Genomic DNA, 13,132 nt, shown 5'->3' with positions numbered 1-13,132 from the left:
CCGCTGCGGTTCAGTTCTTTATAAATATCACTGCGCTGGATAGAATTACCGCATTCACAGCGACGGGAAACCGCACGATGACCGGAAGAGTTGATTACCAGATTGAAAAATTTCTCTTTACCGAAGCCGCCGAACCAGAGCGTCTGACGCGTCAGTGGGCGGAGGTACTGGAAGAGTGTCGGGAGCAACAGGCCGGTGCAGAAGAACGTCTGCGTCTGGCGCTGCTGAATGTGGATTACGTCACCAGCTTTGAGCTTCCTTTCCGGTTACTCCTCACCCGCGCCCCACAGTTAATTGACGGCCTCAGAAAAGAGCTTCAACTCAGCCAAAAAAATGTGCTTTTTAACGGCAAGCGCTTCGGCTGTGTTTATAGCCTGAAAATGAATCTGGACGGGATCCCCGATGAATTTAACTACCACCTGAAAACGCGTATCCAGCGCAGTGATAGCGAAGGGGGGAGCGAAGTGCCGTACCGGCAAATCGCCCAGCAGGTGAAAGCGCCCCGTGAGCGATTAAAGTTAGCGCTGGAAAACGGGCTCGCGGTCACCGCACTCGACGGGCTTTTCTGGTTCGGCATTCAGCGCATCGCGGCCGATGTGCAACGGTTGCGCAAAACGGGGATGAGAATAACCACCTCCGGGACCGAGGTCTTTGATACGCTGACCAGGACCCGACGGCAGATCCCGGTCTATCGTCAGGAAAAAGCGTAGCGTTGCCACGGATATCAACGTAACCGCAGCGCTACTCAGCCCGCAGCAATATCGCCATCAGCCCAGGAAAACGGGCATCCAGATCGTCTCTTCGCAGTGAAATCATATTCTCTCGCCCCTGCGGGCGCTGCCAGATTACACCGCTGTCGCGCAGTACGCGCCAGTGGTGGGTCATGGTGGATTTCACCACATCGTCCGGGCGCAGCGCGTTGCAGCTCAGTTCACTGCCATCGGCCAGCCTGCGGATAATCGATAGCCGGAGCGGGTTGCCGAGAGCAAACAGCACATTTTCCAGCAGTATTTGTTCAGGTTCGGGGTGGTTTGGGATCATCGTTTTCCTGCGTCAACGTTCAGATTGAGCTATATCAACAATAGGTCAACCGTGAAAAAATAGTTCGATAATACTCGTACAATAGGACTATTATAGCAAACGAACACACAGGCGACCATCCCGGTCGTCACAACGCAGTCTTACAGACTTAAGGAAATATTATGCCCCGACCCATCCCTCTCGAACGTTATCGCAACATCGGTATTTCCGCGCATATCGATGCCGGTAAAACGACAACCACCGAACGCATCCTGTTTTACACCGGGATGAGCCACAAGCTGGGTGAAGTACACGATGGCGCGGCAACAACCGACTGGATGGCGCAGGAGCAAGAGCGCGGGATCACCATTACCTCCGCGGCCGTCAGCTGCTTCTGGCCGGGTATGGACAGAGGGTTTGAACCGCACCGGATCAATATCATCGACACCCCGGGGCACGTGGATTTCACCATTGAGGTGGAACGTTCCATGCGCGTGCTGGACGGTGCCGTCATGGTGTACGACTCCGTGGGCGGCGTGCAGCCACAGTCAGAGACCGTCTGGCGTCAGGCGAATAAATATCATGTGCCGCGCCTGGCGTTCGTCAACAAAATGGACCGTCCGGGTGCCGATTTCTTCCGCGTCGTACGGATGATGCAGGAACGCCTGAAGGCGAATCCGGTGCCTATTGTGATCCCTGTGGGAGCGGAAGAGCATTTCACCGGCGTGGTGGATCTCATCAAGATGCGTACCATTGTGTGGGATGATGCCACACAAGGCATGGTGTTTAACTATGCGCCGGTACCGGACGAATTGCTGAGCACCGCGCAGGAGTGGCGGGAAAAAATGGTCTCTGCGGCAGCAGAAGCCAGCGACGCGCTGATGGATAAATACCTGGAGACGGGCGACCTTGATGAGGCCGAGATCATCAAAGGGCTGCGTATTCGGACCATCTCCGGTGAAATCCAGCCGATGCTGTGCGGCAGCGCCTTTAAAAACAAAGGGGTACAGCGCATGCTCGATGCGGTGATTGAGCTGATGCCATCCCCTCTGGATGTACCGGCCATCGACGGTGTGGACGAAAAAGGGCAGCATGCGGAGCGTCATCCAAGTGATGAAGAGCCGTTTTCTGCGCTGGCGTTCAAACTGATGAGCGATCCGTACGTCGGGCAGTTGACCTTTATTCGCGTTTACTCTGGCGTGTTGAGAAAAGGCGACGCGGTGTATAACCCGGTGAAGGGCAAGAAAGAGCGTATCGGACGCATCGTGCTGATGCATGCCAACGATCGTCACGAGGTGGATGAGCTGCGCGCCGGTGATATTGCGGCCTGTGTGGGTCTGAAGGATGTGACCACCGGGGACACGCTCACCGATCCGAATGCGGTCATCACGCTTGAGCGAATGGAGTTCCCGGACCCGGTGATCTCCCTTGCCATCGAGCCAAAAACCAAGGGCGATCAAGAGAAGATGGGCATTGCCCTGCAACGCCTGGCGGCGGAAGATCCGTCGTTCCGTCTGCATACCGATGAAGAGTCCGGCCAGACGATTATTTCCGGTATGGGTGAGTTACATCTTGAGATTATCGTCGATCGCATGAAGCGTGAGTTTGGCGTCGAGGCGAACATCGGCCGTCCGCAGGTGACCTACCGCGAGACGCTGCGCAAAGCGGTGAAAGATATCGAAGGCAAATTTGTCCGGCAGTCCGGCGGTAAAGGGCAGTACGGGCATGTGGTCCTGAGCCTTGAGCCGTTAGAGCCTGGAAGTGGCTTCAAGTTTGAAGATGCCACGAAGGGTGGCGTGGTGCCGCGTGAGTATATTCCCTCTGTGGAAAAAGGGCTGCGCGAAGCCATGAACAGTGGTGTGCTGGCGGGGTATCCGGTTGTCGATGTAAAAGCGACCCTGACCTTTGGGTCGTATCACGACGTCGACTCCTCGGAAATGGCGTTCCGCATGGCGGCGATCCTCGGGTTTAAAGAGGGCGCTCGCAGAGCGGATCCAGTGATCCTTGAGCCGGTGATGCATGTCGAGGTGGAAACGCCGGAAGAGTACGCCGGTAATATCATGGGCGATCTCTCATCCCGTCGTGGCATGGTGCAGGGCATGGAAGAGCAGTACGGCAGCCAGATTATCCGCGCTGACGTGCCGCTGGCAGAGATGTTTGGATACGCCACCACGCTGCGCTCGATGTCGCAAGGCCGCGCGACCTACACGATGGAGTTCCACCATTTTGCGGAAGCACCGCGCAATGTGGCGGATGAGATTATTGCCCGGCGTGCGAAGTAATACGTTCACCCTCTCCCCGATGGGGGAGGGTTTATCAATCCAGCGCCTTCACCATTTTCCCACTCGCCACAAACGTCCCGGCTCCCAGATGGTGCAGGGTATTCAGCTTATCCCCGTCAAACAGCCAGCGTCCGGCGACAAACGCGCGTTCATCGGCGGCGGCTGAAACCACTTCCCCGAATAGCGTATCGTACTTTTCTGCCGCGGATGTAACGGGTAATAACCGGCACTCCATCCACGCCAGACATTTCTCTTCAATGACGGGCAGGCCGAGTGCCGGACCGTTCACCACCGGGATGCCGTAGCAGTTGAATTTGTCTTCGTCGCGCCCGCTAACGCTACCCACCGCGTAGGTCCAGTTGGCGGCGGACACGCCGGGAATGACGATGCCAAATTGCCCGCTGCGTTCAATTAGTTCACGCGACCAGGTGCTTTTATCCACCACAATGGCGATACGCGGTGGTTCAAACTCAACCGGCATCGACCACGCGGCAGCCATAACGTTACGCCTGTCCAGGGTTTCATCCCGACTGGTGATAAGCACGGTGGGACCATGGTTTAAAAGACGGCTGGCATGACGTAATTCAACAGGACGAAAGTGGTTCATAGGGTCTCCTCATTAATAACGATGAGTATGGCGAAAAAGCACGGAAATCAAAGTGGACACGTAAAATTAGTTTATAAACAGAACATCACTGTTAAAGGAAACTGATGCATGTCCCCATTTCTGACTGCCTATTTCGCCCGCATCGGCTGGAAACAACCGGCTACTGTTGATATCGACACCTTGCGCGCGCTGCATTTACATCACAACTGTGCGATCCCGTTTGAGAATATCGATGTCGTTCTGCCGCGCGAAATACAGCTCGACGATCAAAGCCTTGTCGACAAACTTGTTAAGGCGCGTCGCGGGGGGTATTGCTTTGAACAAAATGGCTTGTTTGAGCGCGTGTTGCGCGAAGTTGGGTTTACGGTGCGCAGCGTGCTGGGACGTGTGGTATTAGCGAATCCACCACAAATGCCGCCGCGCACGCATCGCCTGTTGCTCGTCGAACTTAACGGCGAGCGCTGGATTGCCGACGTTGGGTTTGGCGGCCAGACGCTGACGGCACCGATTCGTCTGCTTGCCAACCAAGAGCAGGAGACGCCGCACGGGCTGTATCGTCTGCTGAGCGAGGGGAACGACTGGGTACTACAATTCCGTCACCATGAGCACTGGCAGTCGATGTACCACTTTGACCTGACGACACAATATTTCAGTGATTACGTCATGGGGAATTTCTGGTCGGCGCACTGGCCGCAGTCCCATTTCCGCCATCATCTGCTGATGTGCCGCCATCGGCCTGACGGCGGCAAACTGACGCTGACCAACTTCAACTTTACTCACTGGCAAAAGGGCCATGTAGAGGAGCAGATCCATCTTCCCGATGCTGCGGCGCTGTATCAGTTGATGCAGGAGCGCTTCGGGCTGGGCGTTGACGATCCGAAGCACGGTTTTTCCCTGGCGGAGCTGACGGCGGTGATGGCGGGTTTCGAAACTCACGGAAAATAGCCTTCTCGCTATCGGCCGCGAAACTCGCGCCGATAGCGAGAAGGCGAGGTGTTATTAAGCCTCCGTGCGCCAGCCAGTATAGAGACCTGGCTGGCAACGGGGATCAAGTCCGGTCTTATTCTGTGACTGGCAGCGCCATAACGTCTTTGGTCGTCATAATCTCGGCAAACACATCGGCAACACCGGCTAATGCCGCACGTTGCAGCGCTTTGTGGTCCACCACGCCACCCTGACCATCATCCAGATCGCGTGTTGCTGTCGCATCTTCAGGGATAATCACGTTATAGCCCAGCGGAACAGCGTCACGTGCGGTAGAGGAAATGCACATGTGTGTCATCAGGCCAATGACTATCACCTTTTTGATCCCTTTTTTATTTAATTGCGCATCCAGATCGGTGCCAACAAAAGAGCTCGGGGTCGCTTTGGTGATAATGGCATCGCGTGCAGAAGGCTGTAGGTCTTGATGGAACTTGGCATAAACAGACCCTTCGGCAAACAGCGGGCTATCCTTTGGCGCTATATGGCGCACGAAGTACACCGGCATCCCCTTTTGATGGGCATAGCTAACCAGCTTTTGACTGTTCTTCAGTACCTTATCTCCATCAGGGATCACCATCTGACCACGAAAATCTTTACCTGCGTAATATTCGTTTTGGATATCCACCACGATTAACGCCGTTTGTGAGGCGGATAAAGACGAAGTCGCCGTTGCGCCTGTCATTGCACGAATGGTTTTGCTATTCGCGCCGGTCGTTTCCTGCGCGCTAGCATAAGTGGAAAAAGTGCTCATCAGCAATGCTGTACGAAAAAATGGTTTCATCACGCGAACCCCTTCTGTGTTGTGTTCGGGAGCCATTATTCCGCACAGTTGCTCACAGTATGAGTCACCTGGAGAACCAATAACGATACTTTTGGGCCATTATGAGACGACATTTCGTGGTGGAATTTTCTTCTGCAAAGCGGCATGCTTCAGCCTTCATCGCCCGGTGGCGGCTACGCCTTACCGGGCCTACAGCCCACGCGGCGGCATCATTCGAAGGCATGTTGATATGGAAATCGTTTTACGAAATAAATTCAGTTCATTGGGTATGTTGCTGGGAGGAATTGCACTCATTCTCTCAATCGTCCAGTTTTCATTCGGCCCGTTTTCTCCAAAGCCGCCAGCGCTTGAAGTTATGGTTGCTGAGAAGGTTTCGGCTGTAAAACAAGGGATAATTGCGGGGCTAAAGGGGGAGCGTCCTGCTGCCCGAACAGAAAAAACAACGGTCGATATCGACCGCATTCTTCTTAATGCCGGGATTATTCTCGCTGTTGTGGCTCTGGGGCTTTCGTTCATCGGAGGGATGTGCAAGGAGAGCCGTTGGGGGATCTCCGGGGCACTTCTTTTCTCAGGGCTAACGCTAACGTTCCATGCTGTGCTACTTGCATTCGGATTGATCGTCGCGGTGCTGTTGCTGTTATTTATTCTCTCTCTGATAACCGGAGGGTCAGTAAGTTGACATTAAAGCCCGGTGGCGGCTACGCCTTACCGGGCCGACAGGTGCTTGAACGTAGGTCGGGTAAGGCGAAGCCGCCACCCGACAAAATCAACGGCGCGACCTCACCACCTGATACCGACGGGTAAAGTACTCAAACGGTGCGCTCCACACGTGCACCAAGCGGGTGAACGGGAAGATAAGGAAAATCGTCATCCCCAGCACCAGATGAACGCGGAAGATCGGCGCCACGCCGCTCAGCATTTCTGACGAACCTCCCTTAAACGTCACAATTCCCTGCGCCCAGCCGACCAGCTTCATCATCTCGCTTCCGTCAGGATACTGTGCGGAGAAGGGGATGGTGGTCAGCCCCAGAATGCACTGTATCAGCAGGATACTCATGATGATGATATCCGGCGTGGTGGAAGTGGCGCGCACCCGCTGGTTGAACAGGCGGCGAATCAGCAGCATGGACCCGCCAATCAGCGTCAGCACGCCGCAAATCCCCCCAGCAATCATGGCTAACTGCTGCTTAACCGCGACGGGTAAAAACCAGGCATACATCCAGTGCGGAGTTAGCATGCCGAACAGGTGTCCGAAGAAAATCCCCAGGATCCCAATGTGAAACAAGTTAGAGGCCCAGTTCATACCGCGTTTGCTGAGCATCTGGCTCGATGAGGCGCGCCAGGTGTATTGCCCGTAGTCGTAGCGCAACCAGCTGCCGAGGAAAAACACGGTGGCGCAGATGTAGGGGTAAATGTCATAGAAAAAGACGTTCAGGTAATGTGTCATTTTGGGCCTCCGGCGCTGACGTCTACGTACTGCGGCGCGACGTCCTGGCTAAAGCGTCGTTGATAGTGCTGCATCGGCGAGCTGTCGCACGATGTGGCGTTGTCTTCGATAAACTTGACCTGTTCCTCTTCCCAGACGGCGTCCAGCGCCTGGCGGGTGTCATCGCGTTTTTCCGTGGCCACCTGTTTCGCCACGCTGTCGCTGGAAAGCCGCGTTCCGGCCAACACCAGCAGGGCATCGAACAGCTGATAATGGGCCACGCCGCGCTGCTTCAGACGCCCGCCAATCAGCGCCAGGATAGGCGCGACGTTCTGCAATCCTTCGCGCGCCTCGTCGTCCGTAACGATACTGAGGTACTCCAGATAGAGCGGCAGATAGTCCGGCAGTTCGCGGCAGTCGAGCTGTAGCCCGGCTTTCTCATACTGGCCCATCAGGTCGACCATTGCCTGACCCCGATCGCGGGATTCAGCGTGAACATGCTCGAACAGCAGCAGCGAGGTCGCGCGGCCACGCTCAAATACCTCGCACCACTCGGCCTGTTTATCCAGCAGCGGGGCGCTCAGGTGCTGACGGGCAAATGACAGCAGCATGGGTGCGTCCTGCTCAATGAGCGAAAGCGCTTCCTCGCGATTTTCCCACAGAGTCTCATCGGGATACTCAATCAGCAGCGCGATGATTTTGAGGATCTGCATTACTCTCCCTCCCCATGTTCGCGCACCTCGGTGATGTTGATGGCATCAATCCGGCTGCTGTTGAAGAGGTTAAATTTGGTGTCAGAGCCGTGGCAGCCGTCGCCAAAGGTGAAGCCGCAGCCGTTACGTTCCGGGAAGGCATCGCGCGCCATTTCACGGTGGCTGGTGGGGATCACGAAACGATCCTCATAGTTGGCGATGGCCAGATAGCGGTACATCTCTTCAACCTGTTCCACGGTAAGGCCTACCTCCTCAATCGCACGGGTGTCCGTGACGCCTTCTACCGTCTGGGAGCGCTTGTAGTGTCGCATCGCCATCATGCGTTTAAGGGCGCGCAGCACCGGGTCGGTATCCCCCGCGCTGAGCATGTTCGCCAGGTACTGCACGGGAATGCGCAGGCTCTCCACGGCAGGCAGGACGCCGTCGCTCTGCGGCAGACCGCCTGCGTCAGCGTAGGACTGGATCGGTGACAGCGGCGGCACATACCAGACCATCGGCAGGGTGCGGTATTCCGGGTGCAGCGGCAGGGCCAGCTTCCAGTCCATCGCCATTTTGTAGACCGGGGAGCGCTGGGCCGCATCAATCACGTTCTGCGGAATGCCCTGTTTCAGCGCTTCTTCAATCACCGCCGGGTCGTTCGGGTTGAGGAACACGTCGCACTGGCGTTCGTAGAGATCGGTTTCATGCTCGGTACTGGCGGCCTCTTCAATACGGTCCGCGTCATACAGCAGCACGCCGAGATAGCGGATGCGCCCAACGCAGGTTTCCGAGCAGACGGTCGGCTGGCCGGATTCAATGCGCGGGTAGCAGAAGATGCATTTTTCTGACTTGCCGCTCTTCCAGTTGAAGTAGATCTTTTTGTACGGACAACCGCTGATGCACAGACGCCAGCCGCGGCATTTGTCCTGATCAATCAGCACAATGCCGTCCTCTTCGCGCTTGTAAATGGCGCCGCTCGGGCAGGTGGCGACGCAGCTTGGGTTCAGGCAGTGCTCGCACAGGCGCGGCAGGTACATCATGAAGGTGTTTTCAAACTGGCCGTACATCTCTTTCTGGATCTTCTGGAAGTTACGGTCGCGGGCGCGTTTTTCGAATTCGCCGCCCAGCAGCTCCTCCCAGTTGGGTCCCCAGACGATCTTGTCCATCCGCTTGCCGTCAATCAGCGAGCGCGGGCGAGCGGTAGGGAGGTGATCCCCCTCCGGCGCGCGGTGCAGATCCTGATAATCGAAGGTGAAAGGCTCATAATAATCGTCAATCTGCGGCAGGACGGGGTTAGAAAATATTTTCGACAGCACCCCCATTTTGCCGCCGAGACGCGGCGTCAGCTTACCGTGAATACCGCGGATCCAGCCGCCTTGCCACTCTTCCTGATCTTCCCAGTTTTTCGGGTAGCCGATCCCCGGTTTGGTTTCGACGTTGTTAAACCATGCATACTCCATCCCTTCACGCCCGGTCCAGACGTTTTTACAGGTGACCGAGCAGGTGTGGCAGCCAATGCATTTATCGAGATTCAGTACCATGCCAACCTGTGAACGTATTTTCATTTTTTCGTCTCCTGTACCTGATCCCGACCTTCGCCATCCAGCCAGTTAATGTTTTTCATTTTGCGGATCATGATGAACTCGTCGCGGTTGGAGCCAACGGTGCCGTAATAGTTGAAGCTGTAAGCCAACTGCGCGTAACCGCCAATCATGTGCGTCGGTTTCGGGCAGACGCGGGTCACCGAGTTATGAATACCGCCGCGCCGTCCGGTCACCTCGGAACCCGGAATGTTAAGAATGCGCTCCTGGGCGTGGTACATCATGGTCATACCCGGTGGCACGCGCTGGCTGACCACCGCGCGGGCGGTGAGTGCGCCGTTGGCGTTGAAGGCTTCAATCCAGTCGTTGTCCTCAATGCCCAGCTCACGCGCGTCGGTTTCACTGATCCAGACAATCGGCCCGCCGCGCGACAGGGTCTGCATCAGCAGGTTTTCACTGTAGGTAGAGTGGATGCCCCATTTCTGGTGCGGCGTCAGGAAGTTGAGCGCTTTTTCCGGGAAGCCGTTCGGCGGGATCTCGCGCATATGGCTGACGCTGCGGGTATCAATCGGCGGACGGTAAGCCACCAGACTTTCGCCGAAGGCACGCATCCACGGGTGATCCTGATACAGCTGCTGACGGCCGGAGAGGGTGCGCCACGGGATCAGCTCGTGAACGTTGGTATAACCCGCGTTGTAGGAGACATGCTCGCTTTCCAGACCGGACCAGGTCGGGCTGGAGATGATTTTACGCGGCTGCGCCTGAATATCGCGGAAGCGGATTTTTTCATCTTCTTTATTCAGCGCCAGGTGGGTGTGGTCGCGTCCGGTCAGTTCGCCCAGCGCTTCCCACGCCTTCACTGCCACCTGACCGTTGGTTTCCGGTGCCAGCGCAAGGATCACTTCGGCGGCATCAATGGCCGTCTCGATACGCGGACGGCCTTTCGCCGGACCGTCGAGCTTGACGTAGTTCAGCTTGCCGAGGAACTCGACCTCGTTTTGCGTGTTCCACGAGATCCCTTTCCCGCCGTTGCCGAGCTTGTCCAGCAAGGGGCCGAGGGAGGTAAAGCGCTCCCAGGTTTCCGGGTAGTTACGCTCGACGACCGCAATGTTCGGCGCGGTTTTGCCGGGGATCAGATCGCATTCGCCTTTGCGCCAGTCCTGAATATCAAACGGCTGGGACAGTTCCGCCGGGGAATCGTGTTGCAGAGGCTGCAACACGACGTCCGTTTCCGTACCGAGATGGCCGACGCACACGTCAGAGAAAACTTTGGCGATGCCTTTGTAAATCTCCCAGTCGCTACGCGATTCCCACGCCGGGTCGACGGCGGCAGACAGCGGATGAATAAACGGATGCATGTCGGAGGTGTTCATGTCGTCCTTTTCATACCAGGTGGCGGTGGGCAGGACGATGTCAGAGAACAGGCAGGTGCTGGACATACGGAAATCGAGCGTTACCAGCAGGTCGAGTTTGCCCTCAATGGCGTTAGTCTGCCAGTCGACCTCTTCAGGCTTCACGTCATCGGTCGAGCCTAAATCTTCTCCTTGTATCCCGCTTTCGGTGCCGAGCAAATACTTGAGCATGTACTCGTGGCCTTTGCCGGAGGAGCCAAGCAGGTTCGAGCGCCAGACAAACAGATTGCGCGGGTGGTTTTTACCGCTGTCGGGCTGCTCGCAGGCGAAGCGGATATCGCCCGATTTCAACGCCTGAACGGTGTACTCCTGCGGCGTCATGCCCGCCGCCTCCGCGCGGGCTTTGATGTGCAGCGGGTTGAGGTTGAGCTGCGGCGCCGACGGCAGCCAGCCCATACGCTCGGCGCGGACGTTGAAGTCGATCAGATGACCGGTGAATCGGGATGCGTCCGCCAGCGGAGAAAGCAGCTCCTGCGCCGTCAGCTTCTCATAGCGCCACTGGCTGGCGTGGTTGTAAAAGAACGAGGTGCTGTTCATCTGGCGCGGCGGGCGGTTCCAGTCCAGCGCGAAGGCCAGCGGCAGCCAGCCGGTTTGCGGACGCAGCTTCTCCTGGCCCACGTAGTGCGACCAGCCACCGCCGCTTTGGCCTACGCAGCCGCAGAAGACCAGCATGTTGATCATGCCCCGGTAGTTCATGTCCATGTGGTACCAGTGGTTTACTCCGGCACCGAGAATGATCATCGAGCGTCCATGCGTTTTGTGCGCCGTGTCGGCAAACTCACGGGCAATTTTTTCAATCAGATACGCGGGAACACCGGTGATCTGTTCGCCCCAGGCCGGTGTATACGCTTTGATCTCACCATAATTTTCAGCCGCGTTACTGTCTTCCAGACCACGATCGAGACCGTAGTTGGCAAGCACCAGATCGTACACGCTGACCACATGTTTCTGGCTGCCATCGGCAAGCGTCAGGGTTTTACTTGGCACGCGGCGGGTCAGCACTGGCTCCTGCTTCACGCTGCGAAAATGCGGATTCTCATTGCCGCCAAAGTAGGGGAAGGCGACATCCGCCACGCTGTCGTGTGTGATCAGCAGGGAAAGGGTCAACTCCGTTTCCTGACCCGCAGCCAGCGATTCCAGGTTCCATTTGCCTTTTTCGCCCCAGCGGAAGCCAATGGAACCGTTAGGAACCACCAGATTACCGGCAATATCAAAAGCGACGGTTTTCCACTCCGGATTGTTGGCTTCGCCCAGCCCGTCAACAAGGTCAGACGCCCGCAGCATGCGTCCCGGCACCAGACGACCATCGGCCTGCTCATCCAGCAGAACCAGCATCGGCATGTCGGTGTAGCGGCGGCAGTAGTTGAGGAAGTAGTCGCTTGGGTTATCTAGGTGGAACTCTTTGAGGATCACATGTCCCATGGCCATCGCCAGCGCGCTGTCGGTCCCCTGTTTGGGGGCGAGCCACTGGTCGCTCAGTTTGGCAACTTCTGAGAAGTCAGGCGTGATGGCAACGGTTTTGGTCCCTTTATAACGAACCTCGGTAAAGAAATGGGCGTCGGGGGTGCGCGTCTGGGGAACGTTAGAGCCCCAGGCGATGATATAGCTGGAGTTGTACCAGTCGGCGGACTCCGGCACGTCGGTCTGCTCGCCCCAGGTCATGGGCGAGGCGGGAGGCAGGTCGCAATACCAGTCATAGAAACTCAGGCAGGTACCGCCGAGCAGAGAGAGATAGCGCGTACCGGCAGCGTAAGAGACCATCGACATCGCCGGAATAGGCGAGAAACCGGCCACGCGGTCCGGGCCATAATTTTTGATGGTCCAGACGTTGGCGGCGGCAATCAGCTGGTTCAGCTCTTTCCAGTTCGAGCGGATAAACCCGCCTTTACCGCGTGCCTGTCGGTAGCTCTGCGCTTTTTGCGGATCGTTTTGAATGGCATCCCAGGCGAGTACCGGGTCGCTGTTCTGCGCCAGCGCCTCGCGCCAGAGTTCAATCAGCCTGCGGCGCACCAGCGGATATTTGAGGCGGTTGGCGCTGTAGAGGTACCAGGAGTAGCTTGCGCCGCGTGGGCAACCGCGTGGCTCATGGTTAGGCAGGTCCGGGCGAGTGCGGGGGTAATCGGTCTGCTGGGTCTCCCAGGTCACCAGTCCGTTTTTGACATAAATCTTCCAGCTGCAGGAGCCGGTACAGTTCACGCCGTGGGTAGAGCGCACAATCTTGTCGAACTGCCAGCGCTGGCGGTAGCTGTCTTCCCAGTCCCGGTTGGTGTGATACACCTGCCCGTGTCCATCGGCGAAACTGTCGCCTTTTGTTTTGAAGTAACGAAAGCGGTCCAGCAGTTTGCTCATGACATTTCTCCTGCTTCGATAGCATGGCCGGAGGGTGC

At 56.9% G+C, this 13,132-nt stretch carries 11 protein-coding genes; 4 read left to right on the top strand and 7 right to left on the bottom strand.

The features are described from left to right. Nucleotides 1-77: 77 nt before the first annotated feature. A complete protein-coding gene (locus EQV24_RS03000) occupies nt 78-710 on the top strand; it encodes a DNA-binding protein (protein WP_013096506.1) in 633 nt (210 codons plus the stop codon). Between the two features lie 31 nt (nt 711-741). On the opposite strand, the gene EQV24_RS02995 is transcribed toward EQV24_RS03000, so the two are convergent. Beyond that, on the bottom strand, nt 742-1,041 hold the full coding sequence (locus EQV24_RS02995; protein WP_013096507.1) for a helix-turn-helix domain-containing protein: 300 nt from the start codon (nt 1,039-1,041) through the stop codon (nt 742-744). A 161-nt stretch (nt 1,042-1,202) separates the two neighbouring features. On the opposite strand from EQV24_RS02995, the gene fusA reads away from it, so the two are divergent. Then, complete coding sequence (gene fusA, locus EQV24_RS02990; RefSeq protein WP_040022647.1) at nt 1,203-3,302, top strand: elongation factor G; 2,100 nt, start codon at nt 1,203-1,205, stop codon at nt 3,300-3,302. 34 nt (nt 3,303-3,336) lie between these two features. Here fusA and EQV24_RS02985 read toward each other — a convergent pair whose 3' ends face one another. Continuing rightward, a complete protein-coding gene (locus EQV24_RS02985; protein WP_028028033.1) occupies nt 3,337-3,909 on the bottom strand; it encodes a flavin reductase family protein in 573 nt (190 codons plus the stop codon). Nucleotides 3,910-4,017: 108 nt separating this feature from the next. Between EQV24_RS02985 and nhoA the strand changes: the two genes are divergently transcribed. Continuing rightward, the gene (gene nhoA, locus EQV24_RS02980; RefSeq protein WP_130626151.1) at nt 4,018-4,854 is read left to right on the top strand and encodes an N-hydroxyarylamine O-acetyltransferase; all 837 of its coding nucleotides are present in this window, start codon (nt 4,018-4,020) and stop codon (nt 4,852-4,854) included. 115 nt (nt 4,855-4,969) lie between these two features. On the opposite strand, the gene EQV24_RS02975 is transcribed toward nhoA, so the two are convergent. Continuing rightward, on the bottom strand, nt 4,970-5,674 hold the full coding sequence (locus EQV24_RS02975; protein WP_130626409.1) for a cysteine hydrolase family protein: 705 nt from the start codon (nt 5,672-5,674) through the stop codon (nt 4,970-4,972). A gap of 229 nt (nt 5,675-5,903) precedes the next feature. Between EQV24_RS02975 and EQV24_RS02970 the strand changes: the two genes are divergently transcribed. Further along, a complete protein-coding gene (locus tag EQV24_RS02970; RefSeq protein WP_047024882.1) occupies nt 5,904-6,353 on the top strand; it encodes a hypothetical protein in 450 nt (149 codons plus the stop codon). Nucleotides 6,354-6,440: 87 nt separating this feature from the next. Here the strand turns inward: EQV24_RS02970 and narI are convergent, their stop codons facing one another. The 4 genes from narI to EQV24_RS02950 are packed head-to-tail and all read right to left on the bottom strand — an operon-like array spanning nt 6,441 to nt 13,094. Continuing rightward, the gene (narI, locus tag EQV24_RS02965) at nt 6,441-7,121 is read right to left on the bottom strand and encodes a respiratory nitrate reductase subunit gamma (protein ID WP_013096512.1); all 681 of its coding nucleotides are present in this window, start codon (nt 7,119-7,121) and stop codon (nt 6,441-6,443) included. Then, nucleotides 7,118-7,813, bottom strand: a complete 696-nt coding sequence (narW, locus tag EQV24_RS02960) for a nitrate reductase molybdenum cofactor assembly chaperone (RefSeq protein WP_013096513.1) — start codon at nt 7,811-7,813, stop codon at nt 7,118-7,120. The genes narI and narW overlap by 4 nt, the downstream gene beginning before the upstream one ends. Continuing rightward, nucleotides 7,813-9,357 carry a nitrate reductase subunit beta gene (narH, locus tag EQV24_RS02955; RefSeq protein ID WP_130626150.1) on the bottom strand — a complete coding sequence of 515 codons (1,545 nt, stop codon included), beginning with the start codon at nt 9,355-9,357 and terminating at the stop codon, nt 7,813-7,815. Before narH ends, narW begins: the two co-directional genes overlap by 1 nt. Next, complete coding sequence (locus EQV24_RS02950; RefSeq protein WP_130626149.1) at nt 9,354-13,094, bottom strand: nitrate reductase subunit alpha; 3,741 nt, start codon at nt 13,092-13,094, stop codon at nt 9,354-9,356. The genes narH and EQV24_RS02950 overlap by 4 nt, the downstream gene beginning before the upstream one ends. Nucleotides 13,095-13,132: the final 38 nt, after the last annotated feature.

The organism is Enterobacter sp. A8, assembly GCF_004296595.1.
Lineage (GTDB): Bacteria > Pseudomonadota > Gammaproteobacteria > Enterobacterales > Enterobacteriaceae > Enterobacter > Enterobacter cloacae.
The sequence above is the reverse complement of the archived record's forward strand: the minus strand, read 5'-3'. Positions and strand labels throughout refer to the sequence as shown.

Excerpts from the sequence above, each read along its gene's own strand:
- EQV24_RS03000 (WP_013096506.1), top strand. The coding sequence starts at position 78 with ATGACCGGAAGAGTTGATTACCAGATTGAAAAATTTCTCTTTACCGAA.
- EQV24_RS02995 (WP_013096507.1), bottom strand. The coding sequence starts at position 1,041 with ATGATCCCAAACCACCCCGAACCTGAACAAATACTGCTGGAAAATGTG.
- fusA (WP_040022647.1), top strand. The coding sequence starts at position 1,203 with ATGCCCCGACCCATCCCTCTCGAACGTTATCGCAACATCGGTATTTCC.
- EQV24_RS02985 (WP_028028033.1), bottom strand. The coding sequence starts at position 3,909 with ATGAACCACTTTCGTCCTGTTGAATTACGTCATGCCAGCCGTCTTTTA.
- nhoA (WP_130626151.1), top strand. The coding sequence starts at position 4,018 with ATGTCCCCATTTCTGACTGCCTATTTCGCCCGCATCGGCTGGAAACAA.
- EQV24_RS02975 (WP_130626409.1), bottom strand. The coding sequence starts at position 5,674 with ATGAAACCATTTTTTCGTACAGCATTGCTGATGAGCACTTTTTCCACT.
- EQV24_RS02970 (WP_047024882.1), top strand. The coding sequence starts at position 5,904 with ATGGAAATCGTTTTACGAAATAAATTCAGTTCATTGGGTATGTTGCTG.
- narI (WP_013096512.1), bottom strand. The coding sequence starts at position 7,121 with ATGACACATTACCTGAACGTCTTTTTCTATGACATTTACCCCTACATC.
- narW (WP_013096513.1), bottom strand. The coding sequence starts at position 7,813 with ATGCAGATCCTCAAAATCATCGCGCTGCTGATTGAGTATCCCGATGAG.
- narH (WP_130626150.1), bottom strand. The coding sequence starts at position 9,357 with ATGAAAATACGTTCACAGGTTGGCATGGTACTGAATCTCGATAAATGC.
- EQV24_RS02950 (WP_130626149.1), bottom strand. The coding sequence starts at position 13,094 with ATGAGCAAACTGCTGGACCGCTTTCGTTACTTCAAAACAAAAGGCGAC.